The organism is Sphingobacterium sp. CZ-2, assembly GCF_004526235.1.
GTDB classification, from domain to species: Bacteria; Bacteroidota; Bacteroidia; order Sphingobacteriales; family Sphingobacteriaceae; genus Sphingobacterium; species Sphingobacterium tenebrionis.
The window spans coordinates 817,331-833,138 of record NZ_CP038159.1; the positions used below are offsets into that span (position 1 = coordinate 817,331).

Genomic DNA, 15,808 nt, shown 5'->3' on the forward strand with positions numbered 1-15,808 from the left:
TTTTAAGCTTATAATTCATTCAATTTTTCTAATTGCCCACCTAACGTAGCACTATCCAATGGCACATAGCCATGTGCTAATAAATATCCTTGTTCTTTTGCTTGAAGGATAAATCCAAAAAATTCCTTCAGCAGTTTTGATTGCTTTCCTTGTTGAACAACAAACATCAGGTCTCGTGCCGGAGGCGATGGATAAGAACCGTTGCCAATGGCTTTGGTTAGCGAATCCAGATGCCCATAAAAATCTTCCTGTTCATCTATTCTTCCGTTTGCATTAATATCTATCGGCAAGGCTCTTATATTATCCGATGTATTCTTTGTATGTAGATCAAAAACATAATTGATATTATTGAATCCAACAGCCAATTCGTTTTCTTTCACCACTTGAGCTAGACCAGGATCACCAAAAATCCCAATGCCTTTCAGGTCTTCCTGCGACGATTTGAAAAACTTGGCCCAGGTTTCTGCTGCTCCTGCAGCATCCGACCGACTATAAACCAAAATCGGCTCATCAACCATCCGAGAATCAATATCCTTCCAACGTGTATAGGAACCATGGATGAATATATTTTCCAATTCTTTGATCGTTAAACCTCTTTTCTTTAGAAGCTCCATATTTGGATGTCGGCTATTGATGGTTGCAATGACAGCATCTTTCGCCACGATAATAGGAAAGGCTCCTCGATCATTTTCCTGTGGATGAAGGTCACGAGAAACCAATCCAATATCCACCATATCGGTCAACACATCCGCAATACCTTTTCCCGCTCCGCCTGCCGAGATGTTAAACCGTACATGGGGATGAATCTTCTTAAAATCCTCTGACCATAAAACCGCCAAAGGATATAATGCAAAGGCTCCTGAAATGGAAATGGAACCCGAATAACCTCTGTCTGCATGATAGCTTTCCGATTCTTTTGGAGCACAACCTTGCGTTAAAAACATCGATAACAACATGAAATACAAGGATTTAAATCTATTCATCCGTCTGAGTTAAACCATCAAAAAAATCAATAACGCTACAAATATATACTAATTTGGTAGATTTAATATACTATCTAAAAAAATAATTTATACATTTGTCCACGGAGATTACAAATTCCATAATGAAAGGGTAATAATGTTATACAATTAATAAACATCAAAGGAATATCATGCAGAGTTTTCGAACAGAATTAGAGAATCCTATTGTAGAAAAGGAAATCATTGAGTTGGAACAAAAGATTCGGGCATATCAGAAAGGGGAGGTACCAGAGGAAAAATTCCGATCGCTTAGACTGGCGCGTGGAGTATACGGGCAAAGGCAGGCAGGGGTCCAGATGGTCCGGATCAAATTACCATTTGGAAAGGTCACTTTTAAACAAATATTGAAGATTGCTGATATTTCGGATGAATATGCAAGTAGCAACCTGCATCTGACCACCCGCCAGGATATTCAGATACACTATGTAAGTTTAGACAGAACACCGGAGTTATGGGCTAAACTTGCGGAAGACGACATGACCTTGCGAGAAGCATGTGGAAATACAGTCAGAAACGTAACGGCCTCTGCAACGGCAGGAATTGATCCGCTTGAACCATTTGATGTATCTCCGTATGCACATAAAACCTTCAGCTATTTCCTACGAAATCCCATCTGCGCCGAAATGGGGCGAAAATTTAAGATATCCTTTTCCTCGAGTGAAAAAGACACCGCCTTTTCCTATATCCATGATTTCGGATTCATACCCAAAATCAAAACTATCAATGGTAAAGAATTAAGAGGTTTCAAAGTCCTTTTGGCAGGCGGATTGGGCGCACAACCGATCTTGGGTCAAGTGGTATCTGAATTTCTACATGAGGATGAAATCATCCCTTATATGGAAGCCACCCTCCGGGTATTCGATCGTTATGGCGAAAGGAACAACCGCAATAAGGCCAGGTTCAAGTACCTCGTTCAAAAACTTGGTTTTGAAGAAGTTTTAGCGCTTATCGAACAGGAAAAAATAGCCATAAAAAACCAAAAGGTAGCCATCGATGCCTGGGTAGAGGAGCCTTTAGAATTACCTAATCATCCAATAAAAGAAGTTAAACCTGTGGATGAACCAGCTTTCTTCCTGTGGAAAAGCACGAATACCTTTGAACAGAAACAATCAGGTTTTTTCGGCGTATATGTCCAAGTGCAAACAGGAGACCTCTCCACAGATAAGGCTAGAAAACTGATCGAAGGCGTGAAGGATCATATTGCGGATGATATACGGATCACTCAGGACCAAAATCTACTGTTCAAATATGTAAGACCATCGTCCCTGCCGCATTTATTCAATGTATTGCATGATTTGGGGCTGGCAAAAGCAGGTTATAACAGTACTGCAGATATCACTACCTGCCCAGGTACGGACACCTGTAACCTAGGCATTTCCAATTCTACGGAAATGGCAAGGGTCTTGGAAAACTATATTCATGAGTTTCATCCTGATTTCATCCGGGAACAGGAATTGAAGATCAAGATTTCTGGCTGCATGAACAGCTGTGGACAACATGGATTGGCACATATTGGTTTTCATGGCAGTTCGGTGAAGGCTGGAGGCGCTGTTGTTCCTGCTGCGCAGGTAATGCTTGGAGGCGGAACAGTAGGCGATGGCATAGGCAGGGTAGCCGAACGGGTGATCAAAGTTCCTACCAAACGCGTGCTTCAAGTAATAGATCTCCTTTTGAATGATTTTAAAAGCAATAAAAGAAACGACCAGAATTTCCACCGTTATTACGATGCGCATGGAAAGGATCATTTCTACCGTTTGTTGAAACCTTTAGCTGACCTGAGCAACCTGACAGCCGATGAAATGCTCGATTGGGGTCATGAAGAGACTTTTGCCACCGCTATTGGCGTTGGTGAATGTGCTGGGGTGATGATCGACCTGGTGGCGACTCTCTTATTGGAAGCCGAGGAAAAATTGGACCTGGCCACGTTGGCCTTAAATCAAGAGCAATTCGCCGATGCGATCTACCATGCCTATTCAGCATTTGTATGGACTGCCAAAGCCCTGTTGCTGGATCGGGGGATCAATGTCTCTACCCAATCGGCCGTTATCCAGGAGTTTGATCAACAGTACATCAATGATGGCAGCTTCAACTTGCCTAACACATTTGAACAGCGGGTGTTACAGATCAACAAATATGCACCGTCCAAAGAATTTGCAGCGACTTATATCCTTCAAGCTCAAGCATTCTATCTGGAAGCGGCAGCCCGAAGAGAAGAATTAAAATCATTAGTAAACCATTAATATACAGCAAACAACATGACACAAGTGAAAGCAAAGGTTACTTTAGTTGGAGCAGGGCCAGGCGACCCAGATCTAATTACGTTAAAGGGAATGAAAGCCATAGCGTCTGCTGATGTTATTCTTTACGATGCCCTAGTCAATGAATGCTTATTAGCAGAAGCACCAGCCCACTGTACTAAAATATATGTAGGAAAAAGGGCGGAAAGGCTCTCTACTTCACAGGATTATATCAATCAATTGATGGTCGAATATGCATTGACCCATGGGCATGTAGTTCGTTTAAAGGGGGGCGACCCTTTTGTATTCGGTAGAGGTGGCGAGGAACTCGATTTCGTTAGAACCTTTGGTATTGAAACCGCTGTAGTTCCAGGTATATCGTCTTCCGTAGGTTTAACAGCATTGCAGGAAATCCCCTTGACCTATCGAGGAATAGCCGAATCTTTTTGGGTGATTACCGGCTCCACATCTGATGGAAGGATCTCAGAAGATTTATTTGCTGCCGTAAAAACCAATGCAACCGTGGTGGTATTGATGGGATTTGCAAAGCTTAAGCAAATCGTCAAGCTTTATCAGGATGCTGGAAAAGGAGAATTGCCGATCGCACTCATCCAAAATGGTTCCTTGGAAAATGAAAAAGTGGTTTTAGGACGAATAGACTCTATTATCGAAGCCGTTGAAGAAAATAAGATAGGCGTTCCTGCCATTATCGTGCTTGGTGAGGTAGTCGCTAAACATCAACAATTTGAACAGGTAAAAAAAGAACTTTTAAGCTCCGTTGCATCATGAACGAGTTATTCCCCATATACCTGAAATTGGATCAGTTACAGACTTTGCTGGTAGGAGCAGGACCTGTCGGATTGGAGAAATTACAGGCAATATTAAGCAATTCGCCACATGCTCAAGTCATGGTGGTAGCAAAGGAGATCACTCCAGCATTTCGGGAATTCGCAAATGGGAAACCAAATGTGGACATCCATGAAAGAGCCTTTCAGGATAATGATGTGGAGAATAAGCATATCATCATCCTGGCCAGCAATAACCCAACTTTCAATGAGCAAGTAAGAGAATTGGCCAAGAGTAGGCATATTCTATTAAATGTGGCAGACAAACCGGCTTTATGTGATTTTTACCTGGGATCGGTTGTTCAAAAAGGCAACCTAAAGATCGGCATATCCAGCAATGGGAAGTCACCCACCATCAGCAAAAGATTAAAGGAATTCTTGCAGGATATCTTACCGGAGGAAATTGATGAGAGCCTGGAGTTATTATCCAGCTATCGCAATCAGCTTAGAGGCAATCTAAAAGAAAAAATAAAGGTGTTGAATGAACATACCAAAGGATTAATTGCAGATTATGAACAGGGTAGCAGAAATTAAACAGGAGATTCAAGGGCTTGATGCGATCGGAATTCTAACCTATGTGGATACTAAGTTTGGGAGCAATGCTGTGTTCACAACCTCCTTTGGTATAGAGGATCAAGTGATCACCCATTTATTGGCTTCCATCAGAAGTCAAGCCCAATTGATCACCTTAGATACTGGTCGACTTTTTCCAGAGACCTATTATGTATGGAACCGGACCTTGGAAACCTACCGAATGCCCATTCGGGCATATTATCCAAATACATCAGCTGTAGAAGAACTTGTTAACAAAAAAGGCCCTTCCAGTTTTTATCAATCCATAGAGGATCGAAAGGAATGTTGTTATATCCGAAAGATTGAACCCTTAAAAAGGGCTATCCACGGATATGAGGTATGGATCACGGGAATCCGAAGAGAGCAATCCGATAACCGCGATCAAATGGAGCCAGTGGAATGGGATGCATCCAATCAAATCATCAAAATACATCCGTTATTTGATTGGACATTGGCAGAAGTTGAACTTCAACTAAAGAATAACTTCATACCTTATAATCCATTACACGACAAAGGTTTTCCAAGTATTGGATGCCAACCTTGTACACGAGCTATACAGGCAGGCGAAGACTTTAGGGCAGGACGTTGGTGGTGGGAAGATAAAAGCAAAAAGGAGTGTGGATTACATCAGATTACGAAATAAGAACATAAGCATGGATTATTTAGATCATTTAGAGGCGGAAGCCATTTATATATTAAGAGAAGTTGCCGGGCAATTTGAAAAGCCAGCCTTATTATTCTCTGGGGGAAAAGATTCCATCACCTTGGTGCACTTGGCTAAGAAAGCCTTTCGGCCTGGAAAATTCCCTTTTCCTTTAGTGCATATCGATACAGGGCATAATTTCCAGGAAACATTAGATTTTAGGGATCAATTGGTTAAAGAAACTGGCGAGCAATTGATCGTTGCCTATGTTCAGGATAGCATAGATCAAGGGAAGGCGATTGAGCAAAAAGGCAAAAACGCCAGTCGAAACGCGCTGCAGACCATTACGCTGTTGGATACCATCGAACAACATGGATTTGATGCTTGTATTGGTGGGGCAAGGAGGGATGAGGAAAAAGCTCGGGCAAAGGAAAGGATATTTTCGGTTAGGGATGATTTTGGACAATGGGATCCAAAGAGGCAAAGACCTGAACTGTGGAATATCTTCAATGGGAAGATTCAGAAAGGTGAGAATGTCCGCGTATTTCCCATTTCCAATTGGACGGAAATGGATGTATGGAACTATATAAAAAGAGAGCAGATAGCCATTCCGTCCATCTATTTCAGTCACGAAAGAGAGGTGGTTTTTAGGAATGGGCAATGGATGGCTGCACATCCTGTCCTACAATTAGATCAAGAAGATAATATTAAAAATAAATCCGTAAGATTCAGAACAATAGGAGATATTACCTGTACAGCTGCAGTAGATTCAGAAGCGAATACCTTGGATGACATTATCGCAGAAATAAAAGCTTCTACGGTAAGCGAAAGAGGAGCAAGAATGGACGATAAGGTATCGGAAGCCGCGATGGAAGAGCGCAAGAAACAAGGTTATTTTTAAACTTAGTATAGCATCATCATGAACATTATAAAATTTATTACAGCTGGATCTGTTGACGATGGAAAAAGCACCTTAATCGGGAGATTGCTCTATGATACGAATTCCATATTGGATGACCAGTTGGAGGCCATAAAACGGGCTAATAGAAAAAATGACGATGGAACTGTAGATCTTGCCATATTGACCGATGGGCTCAAGGCAGAACGTGAACAGGGAATTACCATCGATGTAGCTTACAAGTATTTCCAAACCGAAAAAAGGAAGTTTATCATAGCCGACGCGCCCGGGCATATACAGTATACCCGAAACATGGTAACCGGTGCATCCAATTCTGATCTGATCATTATTTTGATCGATGCGAGGAAAGGGGTTATCGAACAAACCAAAAGACATTCATTTTTAGCCAAATTATTAGGGCTAAAAAAGGTATTGGTTTGTATCAATAAAATGGATATGATGGATTATGAATTGGCTGTATATGAGAATATTAAAACGGATTACCTTCGTTTAGCTGAAAACCTCGAGTTAAAAGATGTAGACTTTATTCCGGTATCAGCCTTAAAAGGTGATAATATTGTTTCAAAATCGAATGAAATGAGTTGGTATTCAGGACCCTCCTTATTGGAATATCTTGAAAATGTGGAAATTGATAGTTCGGAAAATAAAGGCTGGCGATTGCCTGTACAATGGGTAATCAGACCACAAAGCGCTGATTTACATGATTATAGGGGATATGCTGGTAAAGTGCTAGGAGAGGGGCTGAAGATAGGAGAAGAGGTTGTAATCCTTCCAAGCGGACAACGATCTAGGGTTTCAGCCATAGAATTCGACCAGAAACCATTAGATATCGCTGAGAATGGTGCATCTGTAATTTTGCATTTGGAGGATGAATTGGATATTTCCAGGGGTGATTTTATAGTTAGTGCAGCATATCCAGCAAGATCCGAAAAAATAGTAGAGGCGAATTTGGCTTGGTTTGAAAATCAAGCTTTGGAAATTGGTCAAATCTATCTTTTACAAAATCACAGTAAACTGACCAAAATTAAGGTAGCTGAAATTGAGTATAAATACGATGTGCACAATCAGGAAAAAATTGTTGGAGAGAATATCGGTTTGAATGATATTGCCAAAGTGAAAATTAAAGCAGCGGAGAATATCATCTTTGATGACCAACTGGATTTTCCTGAAAATTCAAGGGGTATATTAATAGATCCTAGAAGCAACTTAACGGTAGCAGCAGTGATATTACATTCAGCCTAATCGGATACATTATATTTTAAAACAACGCAAGGATTCTCTATAAGGGGAGTCTTTGTAATATTCTATTTAACATAATATAAATTATAGGATTACTATAAGTAAAATTTAAATAATTAGTAGTTGCCTTAAATTAATACTATTGATTGAAGTTCTTTTGCAAGCTTGTGTAAGCCATCTTCAATTTTTTTAAGCTGTGGTTGTCGTGGTTTTTTTAAACCTGATGAATAATGTTGTAACTGACGCTGATTAATGCCTGTTATTTTTTCGAGTGCAGCATTGGTAAAGATTCCTTTGTAATAGTTAAGAAAACTTTCAGCATCGAAATGATAGACAATATTATAATCACCTTTTAATACGTTTGGAATATTTTCTGCAGTATTATACTCTTTTAACAGTTCAATACTATCAAGGATGGATTGTTTTGTCTCTTCAACTGTATTTCCTGTCCCATAAACTCCTTTAATTCTCTCTGCATACGCTCCAAACATTTCTTCTCCGCGTTCAATTATAATTTCTAAAGTTTTCATATCCTTTAATTTTAAGAAATCATCCTTGGGATCATTCAGTCTTAAATTTACCCATAAAATTCCATCAAAAAGATTATTATATTTACTTGTCTCAGCAAATTCTGAATATCAACGTATATTATCTATTTCCTAAGCCTGCTTTCTAACCTAACACTTCAAAATATGTTTGATTTAGGGTTAGAATCGTACTTTAAGCATGTTTAAACCAAGATTAAAGCAAGTAATAAATATATAAAGCATACATTTTACTTACTTTCAGTATGCTTTCAGTATACTATTACTTCGAAGCCAAACATAAAAGCTAATCCACGAAAATGATTATTAGTTTTATTTTTACTTAAAGATAATTTTCCAAAGGATTTAATTGGAACTATTTAAAAAACTATTTATGCCCATGAATAACTTTTACAAAAACATAAGATTAAGACCAACAGAATCCTCAGATCTAGAAACCTTATTTCAATTCCAACTGGATCAAGAAGCTCGGCATTTAGCGGCATTTATGTCAAAAGATTCTAAGAACAAATCCGCATATCTTAATAAATACACTAAAATATTAGCAGATCCTTCCACCAACAACCAAACGATCTTGATTGACAATGAAATCGTAGGAAGCATTTCCAAATTTATCCTCGAATCAGATGCAGAAATCACCTATTGGATTGACAGAAAATTTTGGGGACAAGGAATTGCTTCAAAAGCATTGGAAAATTTCCTTGACATTGAAAAAACAAGACCATTATATGGACGTACTGCATTTGATAACCTAGGCTCACAAAAGGTCCTGGAAAACTGTGGATTTATAAAAATCGGTTCAGATAAAGGATTTTCAACGATCAGACAAATCGAAATTGAAGAATATATTTACAAGAAAATTTAATCAGAAACAGCTTATAACTTCAAATCAATCCTGGCCGGGAATAATCTTTCTGGATCTGCAAAAATCGCACAGCTCGCTATAATATTCGCCTCTGAAAGCTGCAATTTTTTATTTTGTACAAGTTTTCCCTGATAATATACCTTGATCTTTTTAGACAAATCAACCATGTCCTCCGCTAGATAGATACTGATTTCTCCCGAATCGACTGGTTTGCTTTTGACACTCATTTTATCCTTCAAACTTGTTTCTAAATAGATGGCATTATCCTTTTTATCTACCCTAAATTTAAATGATGCCCGATCAAATTCATCCGCCTCTGAAATATTCAAGGGTTTCCGCACAAAAACGTTATAAAAACTTCTACGATATCGGCCATCCATCGGAAACAGTATCCATTCATAATCTATTGGACGTGGCTTTCTAGAATAATTTACCAACCAAGGTGTAGTTACACGATAATCAATACTATGACCTTTTCCTTCTTGCAGATTGATTTTATGGATAAAATCTCCTGGATACATCTTACTTAAGCTATCGAATTGCTGCTTAGCCGCTAATGTCAGTTTATTCCTTCCAAAACCCGTATCCTTTTCCCCAGTTTCCAACGAAAAGGCGATATGCCTAAAATTTAATGGTGGCGCATTTTCTAGAGGCTCCCCTCCTGCCATTGGCCCTGCTCCTGCTAGATAATCCGCATAAAATGCCGCCAAGCGTTGGCTTCCATATCCTCCTTCCGAAATACCCATTACATAGAGTTTATTTGGGTTAAAGGTATTATCTATCATTGCCAATCGAAATAACTTTTCCCAGGCATATTGCTTGGATTTAAACCACCAGCGGTATCTTTTCTCATTGGGAATCTGGGGAATAAAATAAACAGAGGGACCGTCCTGATAAACTAAACTCCATTTTAGCGTAGCGAGGAACTCCGAAGATTTTGGCCCTGAACCATGGGTATTTAGGAACAATGGATAACCTCCCGCAGGTTTTTCCTGTTTCTTGAAATAATAGAAAGGCATGGGGTTCTCTTCAATCATTTTCCAAGAATATATCGGATAATCATATTTCTCTTTTGGGGCTTCCGATGAAACTATCGGTAACTGCTCAAAAGTGGTATTTGCATTTTTCCAAAGTTCCCAAATCCTTTCTTTAGCTGAAGCAACCTGGTTTATCGGAAGCTTTTTTCCCTTCTGGTAAGCATAATCTCCAGATTTTTCATAATCCTTGATCCTAGCCCTGAAATATTCCACTATACTGCTATCCCCATTCGCAGCAAAAGACGTAATTGGTAATAAGGTGATTGGTAACAGCAATAATAAATAATGAAAAAATAATCGCGAAACTGATTTCATGCAGCTTTAAGTTAAAGTGGTATTAAAAATAATGTGGTATTAATGGCTTTAATTTAAAAAAAAATAGCTTGTCAAAAAACAAGCTATTCTTATATTTTAAAATTTATCGCTTAACGTACTGATATCTAAACTAGGTTTTTTATAGTTCATCGCCTTAATGGCTTTCTTGCATTCATCAACCATTTCTTGCGTCATATTATAATTATATTTTCCATAATCATCATATTCCATAGTACCTACATAAAAGAAGCCATATTTATCAAAGAATTCGGTCAGGTCAGTTTTGGAAACTTCACAGGCTGTTTTCACGAAATTCAGTTGATGTACAGCTGGATTACGTTCCATTGGAGCTCCTGCCCTGCCCCAATTTGCCTGGATTCGCTGCCTGTTCGGGGTATTGTTTTTATTCTGATTACGGAAAGCCTCAAAAAGATCAGGATAAAAGTCAGGATTATTACCAGCCCCTTCAAAATACAACTGCAATTGCCAGAATGGAACCAATCTATTAAATACATCAGGATCCTGCAGGAAGGAAATCTTTTTATCGATGATATTGGTCTTTGCCAAATTGAAATTGTTCTGTCCCAATATCCGGGATTTATTTCCGAAGGAACGCATCACATATAAGGAAAATAGGTTATTACTCACTTCACCCAAACCTCCCCAATTGAACATGGGTCTGGTTTGGTGCACATGCCCTACTTCATGGCTGAATCCCCAACATGGATCCCCTTTGATCACCGATGCCGGATTTACCACCATCCCCATGGCATATCCCTTCTTATCACCCATATAAGCTACCCCATCCCCATCACGGAACATGTAATAGTTATAGTTTACCCGAGCCAGGATTTTATTTTCCGGCACTCGGTTGTGTTTGATCAGTCCCATGATCCGGTGTTGGCGATATACCAGGGAATCATAATTACTGATCAGCTCTACCCCTTTACCTGCCGCATATTTTTTAAGGGATTCCACCGGATAAGCAATCTGAATATGCTTTCCTTTGGCATCCAGAATAGGAAATACCGCTTGGGATAACATGCGGTCCCAATCTGCATCCTTATGTTTATTGATATCAAAATATCCGTTTACCTGTCCAGTAAGGAAATTGACTGTAATCGGTTTTTCTTTTTCAGGTTCATAGGAGAAATAACTGATGTAGGCCAAACTTCCAAAATCCTTTAATTCGATGATATTGACACCATTTTTCAACTCAAATTCCTTCTTCTCGATTCCCCATCCTTTCGGATCTTTGGTAGGTTCTTCCGGATTGGGAGCTTTTCGCATCCAATTGGGAACCAATAACTTCACATCTTTACCTTCCTCAATTCCATCTACGATGATGATATGTTTACCTTTTGGAAGATAAACACCCGTAACATTCTCATATTTACTATATCCATCGCCAATGCTCAACATATTTCCCAGAACATTTGGGGATAAATAGGCCTTATAACTTGCCAATTTATATTGGTTATCGTTTTTACCATTCAATAAGTCCAATGCCAGTTGTTTTAAAGCTGGATCCTTTAATTGTTCAATCTGTTTTTTCTTGATGCCTGGCTTAAGTTTGGTCGCCATGGCATCCTGGAAAATAGATAGGTTCTCATAGGCGTCCTTAAAATCTTGGGCGCTTTGTCCCAAAGCAGAACCGGTCAACAAACAGGAAATGGCTAAGGTCAAAAAGGTTTTATTCATAATAAAATTCATAATGTTTGAACCTAATATAAGTATTAGATTTCGATAAAAACCCGTTTTTAAGGGGTTGAAAGGGATGCTAAGGGCATATTATGCTAATCAATCGATTGCTTAGATTGTAATATTTATGTGATTTGGCTATGCCATTAAAATTTGATAAAAAGTTTGGAATTCTAATTTTAATATCTACATTTGTAGAGTAACATAAACAATTGTAGACATGAGCCTTTCAAAATCCGAAGAACAAGTAATGGAAATCATCTGGAACCTAGAAAAAGCCTTTATGAAAGAAATTATGGATCAGTTCGAACCTCCTCTTCCGTCCAATTCTACGGTATTGACCTTATTGAAAAGGATGCAGGAGAAAGGATTTGTAGGTTATAAGATGTTGGGAAATTCTCGGCAGTACTATCCCTTGATCGACAAGGAAGCGTATTTTGGGAAACAGGTAAACAGTATGATCAAGGATTTTTTCGGAAATTCTCCTTTGCAATTTGCCTCCTTTTTTACCAAATCAAGTGATCTGAATGAAGAACAGTTGCAAGAACTGAAACGAATGATCGATTCGGAAATAGAAAAGAAAAAATCATGATGGCTTATATTATAAATTATCTGCTTTGCTCTGCCTGTTTGTATTTCCCATATAAACTATGGTTTGAAAACATGAATTATCATGTAGCGAAGAGAATATACCTCATCGCCTGTATCCTATTTCCCTTTGTAATTCCTTTCCTAAGTTTTTCCGTGATGGATGCACCGGAATTGCTTCATCAGATTCCAAATATACAGCAGACTGTTATTAACCAAGGGTCAGTTGGACCTTCCATTCTTACCGAACCGAACTTAGTTGAGCAGGAAAAGATTGATTGGGTTTTTGTGCTTGTCATCCTTGGGATAGGTATATCGGTTTTGTTATTGATCAGGTTTCTCAAAAACCTCCTTCAATTATACAGATTGATTAGAAGAAATAAAGGAATTCCGCAATCAAATTTTACCTTGATTGTATTAAACGGGAAAAACGATCCTTTCAGCTTTTTCAAGTATGTATTTGTTTCTAAGAAAGATTATGGAAAGGATATTTCGAAAATGGTCTTAGATCATGAATTAGCGCATGTCAGACAGGTTCATAGTTTAGATGTGTTATTGGCTGAAATCATCTTGATCTTTGCTTATTGGAATCCTTTTAATTGGTTGATCAAAAATTGACTGTAATCGGTTTTTCTTTTTCAGGTTCATAGGAGAAATAACTGATGTAGGCCAAACTTCCAAAATCCTTTAATTCGATGATATTGACACCATTTTTCAACTCAAATTCCTTCTTCTCGATTCCCCATCCTTTCGGATCTTTGGTAGGTTCTTCCGGATTGGGAGCTTTTCGCATCCAATTGGGAACCAATAACTTCACATCTTTACCTTCCTCAATTCCATCTACGATGATGATATGTTTACCTTTTGGAAGATAAACACCCGTAACATTCTCATATTTACTATATCCATCGCCAATGCTCAACATATTTCCCAGAACATTTGGGGATAAATAGGCCTTATAACTTGCCAATTTATATTGGTTATCGTTTTTACCATTCAATAAGTCCAATGCCAGTTGTTTTAAAGCTGGATCCTTTAATTGTTCAATCTGTTTTTTCTTGATGCCTGGCTTAAGTTTGGTCGCCATGGCATCCTGGAAAATAGATAGGTTCTCATAGGCGTCCTTAAAATCTTGGGCGCTTTGTCCCAAAGCAGAACCGGTCAACAAACAGGAAATGGCTAAGGTCAAAAAGGTTTTATTCATAATAAAATTCATAATGTTTGAACCTAATATAAGTATTAGATTTCGATAAAAACCCGTTTTTAAGGGGTTGAAAGGGATGCTAAGGGCATATTATGCTAATCAATCGATTGCTTAGATTGTAATATTTATGTGATTTGGCTATGCCATTAAAATTTGATAAAAAGTTTGGAATTCTAATTTTAATATCTACATTTGTAGAGTAACATAAACAATTGTAGACATGAGCCTTTCAAAATCCGAAGAACAAGTAATGGAAATCATCTGGAACCTAGAAAAAGCCTTTATGAAAGAAATTATGGATCAGTTCGAACCTCCTCTTCCGTCCAATTCTACGGTATTGACCTTATTGAAAAGGATGCAGGAGAAAGGATTTGTAGGTTATAAGATGTTGGGAAATTCTCGGCAGTACTATCCCTTGATCGACAAGGAAGCGTATTTTGGGAAACAGGTAAACAGTATGATCAAGGATTTTTTCGGAAATTCTCCTTTGCAATTTGCCTCCTTTTTTACCAAATCAAGTGATCTGAATGAAGAACAGTTGCAAGAACTGAAACGAATGATCGATTCGGAAATAGAAAAGAAAAAATCATGATGGCTTATATTATAAATTATCTGCTTTGCTCTGCCTGTTTGTATTTCCCATATAAACTATGGTTTGAAAACATGAATTATCATGTAGCGAAGAGAATATACCTCATCGCCTGTATCCTATTTCCCTTTGTAATTCCTTTCCTAAGTTTTTCCGTGATGGATGCACCGGAATTGCTTCATCAGATTCCAAATATACAGCAGACTGTTATTAACCAAGGGTCAGTTGGACCTTCCATTCTTACCGAACCGAACTTAGTTGAGCAGGAAAAGATTGATTGGGTTTTTGTGCTTGTCATCCTTGGGATAGGTATATCGGTTTTGTTATTGATCAGGTTTCTCAAAAACCTCCTTCAATTATACAGATTGATTAGAAGAAATAAAGGAATTCCGCAATCAAATTTTACCTTGATTGTATTAAACGGGAAAAACGATCCTTTCAGCTTTTTCAAGTATGTATTTGTTTCTAAGAAAGATTATGGAAAGGATATTTCGAAAATGGTCTTAGATCATGAATTAGCGCATGTCAGACAGGTTCATAGTTTAGATGTGTTATTGGCTGAAATCATCTTGATCTTTGCTTATTGGAATCCTTTTAATTGGTTGATCAAAAATTCAATACAATTAAATCATGAATATTTAGCGGATGAAGCGGTATTAAATAAAAGCAATTCATTAAAAGCCTATCAATACCTCTTGATCGGACTGGAATATCAAGAGAAAAATCCAATTCTGAGTAGTCAATTAAATTTTAAACAATTAAAAACCCGATTAAACATGATGAACAAAAAAGAAAAATGGAGGAACAAAGCAGGTATGCTTGTTTTCTCTGGCTTGTTGCTGGCAGGGTCTGCCCTATTGTTCAGTAACAAGACTGCTGGAAGTCTTCCAATGGAAACAATTTCTGAAATGGAAGATGTGGTTTCTGCGAATAAGGCATTTCAGGCTACGGATACTGTGCCACAAAAAGGTGCAAGTAAAGCCATGTTGGAGGAGTATGATAAAGTGATTAGAGAATTGTCTGTTGGTAAAAATAGGAATAATGTGGATTTTAGCTCCATTGATCAAAAACGGATGGCGTATATTGCTTCCAAAATGACGAAGGAACAGAGAGCTGCGAGATCTGGGGAAGGTAATATGTTTTTGAGTCCTGGTGTATTTATTACATTGGAAACAAAACCAACAAAGAAATCACCAGATATGAATACGTTTTCTGCCTGGAAAAACCCCTCGGTTTATGGAGTTTGGATTGATGGTAAAAAATCAAGTAATAAGGATTTGGATAATTTTTCGAATGATGATATTGTGTATTATTCAGTGAGTAAATTGCACGGAAAGGCCAAGGAAGGAAGGATTTATACACATCAGATCGATGTTTATACCTTGTCTTATTATAATAAGGTTTTTGGGAATAGGTTATTTGATAGTAATTAACTTTTGAGAGGTTTTACGTCATTGCGAGGCCATACGTCATTGCAGGTTGACGT

16 protein-coding genes are annotated in these 15,808 nt (G+C 38.2%); 11 read left to right on the forward strand and 5 right to left on the reverse strand.

Annotation, left to right across the window (positions count from 1 at the left end; all coding sequences use genetic code 11):
- Window positions 1–8 precede the first annotated feature (8 nt).
- On the reverse strand, window positions 9–983 hold the full coding sequence (locus E3D81_RS03660) for a PstS family phosphate ABC transporter substrate-binding protein (RefSeq protein ID WP_134776441.1): 975 nt from the start codon (window positions 981–983) through the stop codon (window positions 9–11).
- A 170-nt stretch (window positions 984–1,153) separates the two neighbouring features.
- Between E3D81_RS03660 and E3D81_RS03665 the strand changes: the two genes are divergently transcribed.
- From E3D81_RS03665 to E3D81_RS03690, 6 genes are read left to right on the forward strand one after another with little or no spacing between them, the layout of a single operon-like run.
- Entirely contained in the window at window positions 1,154–3,262 is a 2,109-nt protein-coding gene (locus tag E3D81_RS03665; protein ID WP_134776442.1) for a HEPN domain-containing protein, read from the forward strand.
- Between the two features lie 15 nt (window positions 3,263–3,277).
- Entirely contained in the window at window positions 3,278–4,048 is a 771-nt protein-coding gene (gene cobA / locus E3D81_RS03670) for a uroporphyrinogen-III C-methyltransferase (RefSeq protein WP_134776443.1), read from the forward strand.
- Entirely contained in the window at window positions 4,045–4,638 is a 594-nt protein-coding gene (locus E3D81_RS03675; protein WP_134776444.1) for a bifunctional precorrin-2 dehydrogenase/sirohydrochlorin ferrochelatase, read from the forward strand. The genes cobA and E3D81_RS03675 overlap by 4 nt, the downstream gene beginning before the upstream one ends.
- Window positions 4,616–5,320 carry a phosphoadenylyl-sulfate reductase gene (locus tag E3D81_RS03680; RefSeq protein WP_134776445.1) on the forward strand — a complete coding sequence of 235 codons (705 nt, stop codon included), beginning with the start codon at window positions 4,616–4,618 and terminating at the stop codon, window positions 5,318–5,320. The genes E3D81_RS03675 and E3D81_RS03680 overlap by 23 nt, the downstream gene beginning before the upstream one ends.
- 10 nt (window positions 5,321–5,330) lie before the next feature.
- Window positions 5,331–6,221 carry a sulfate adenylyltransferase subunit CysD gene (cysD, locus tag E3D81_RS03685; RefSeq protein WP_134776446.1) on the forward strand — a complete coding sequence of 297 codons (891 nt, stop codon included), beginning with the start codon at window positions 5,331–5,333 and terminating at the stop codon, window positions 6,219–6,221.
- A gap of 18 nt (window positions 6,222–6,239) precedes the next feature.
- Window positions 6,240–7,481 carry a sulfate adenylyltransferase subunit 1 gene (locus tag E3D81_RS03690; RefSeq protein WP_134776447.1) on the forward strand — a complete coding sequence of 414 codons (1,242 nt, stop codon included), beginning with the start codon at window positions 6,240–6,242 and terminating at the stop codon, window positions 7,479–7,481.
- 125 nt (window positions 7,482–7,606) lie between these two features.
- Here E3D81_RS03690 and E3D81_RS03695 read toward each other — a convergent pair whose 3' ends face one another.
- Window positions 7,607–8,008 (reverse strand): type II toxin-antitoxin system HicB family antitoxin, encoded by a 402-nt coding sequence (locus E3D81_RS03695; RefSeq protein WP_134776448.1) that lies wholly within the window; start codon window positions 8,006–8,008, stop codon window positions 7,607–7,609.
- 394 nt (window positions 8,009–8,402) lie between these two features.
- Between E3D81_RS03695 and E3D81_RS03700 the strand changes: the two genes are divergently transcribed.
- Window positions 8,403–8,888, forward strand: a complete 486-nt coding sequence (locus E3D81_RS03700) for a GNAT family N-acetyltransferase (protein WP_134776449.1) — start codon at window positions 8,403–8,405, stop codon at window positions 8,886–8,888.
- Between the two features lie 11 nt (window positions 8,889–8,899).
- Here the strand turns inward: E3D81_RS03700 and E3D81_RS03705 are convergent, their stop codons facing one another.
- Both E3D81_RS03705 and E3D81_RS03710 read right to left on the reverse strand, forming a co-directional pair.
- Window positions 8,900–10,240, reverse strand: coding sequence for a hypothetical protein (locus E3D81_RS03705; RefSeq protein ID WP_134776450.1), 1,341 nt, complete (start codon window positions 10,238–10,240; stop codon window positions 8,900–8,902).
- 96 nt (window positions 10,241–10,336) lie between these two features.
- A complete protein-coding gene (locus E3D81_RS03710) occupies window positions 10,337–11,941 on the reverse strand; it encodes a M60 family metallopeptidase (protein WP_134776451.1) in 1,605 nt (534 codons plus the stop codon).
- Window positions 11,942–12,161: 220 nt separating this feature from the next.
- On the opposite strand from E3D81_RS03710, the gene E3D81_RS03715 reads away from it, so the two are divergent.
- Complete coding sequence (locus E3D81_RS03715; protein WP_134776452.1) at window positions 12,162–12,533, forward strand: BlaI/MecI/CopY family transcriptional regulator; 372 nt, start codon at window positions 12,162–12,164, stop codon at window positions 12,531–12,533.
- 71 nt (window positions 12,534–12,604) lie between these two features.
- Entirely contained in the window at window positions 12,605–13,147 is a 543-nt protein-coding gene (locus E3D81_RS03720) for a hypothetical protein (RefSeq protein ID WP_134776453.1), read from the forward strand.
- On the opposite strand, the gene E3D81_RS03725 is transcribed toward E3D81_RS03720, so the two are convergent.
- Complete coding sequence (locus tag E3D81_RS03725) at window positions 13,137–13,733, reverse strand: M60 family peptidase N-terminal accessory domain-containing protein (protein WP_167554221.1); 597 nt, start codon at window positions 13,731–13,733, stop codon at window positions 13,137–13,139. The two genes, E3D81_RS03720 and E3D81_RS03725, sit on opposite strands and share 11 nt — an antisense overlap.
- Window positions 13,734–13,953: 220 nt before the next feature.
- Between E3D81_RS03725 and E3D81_RS03730 the strand changes: the two genes are divergently transcribed.
- Together E3D81_RS03730 and E3D81_RS03735 are read left to right on the forward strand one after the other, a co-directional pair.
- Complete coding sequence (locus E3D81_RS03730) at window positions 13,954–14,325, forward strand: BlaI/MecI/CopY family transcriptional regulator (protein WP_134776452.1); 372 nt, start codon at window positions 13,954–13,956, stop codon at window positions 14,323–14,325.
- Between the two features lie 71 nt (window positions 14,326–14,396).
- Window positions 14,397–15,755 (forward strand): M56 family metallopeptidase, encoded by a 1,359-nt coding sequence (locus E3D81_RS03735; protein ID WP_167554222.1) that lies wholly within the window; start codon window positions 14,397–14,399, stop codon window positions 15,753–15,755.
- Window positions 15,756–15,808: the final 53 nt, after the last annotated feature.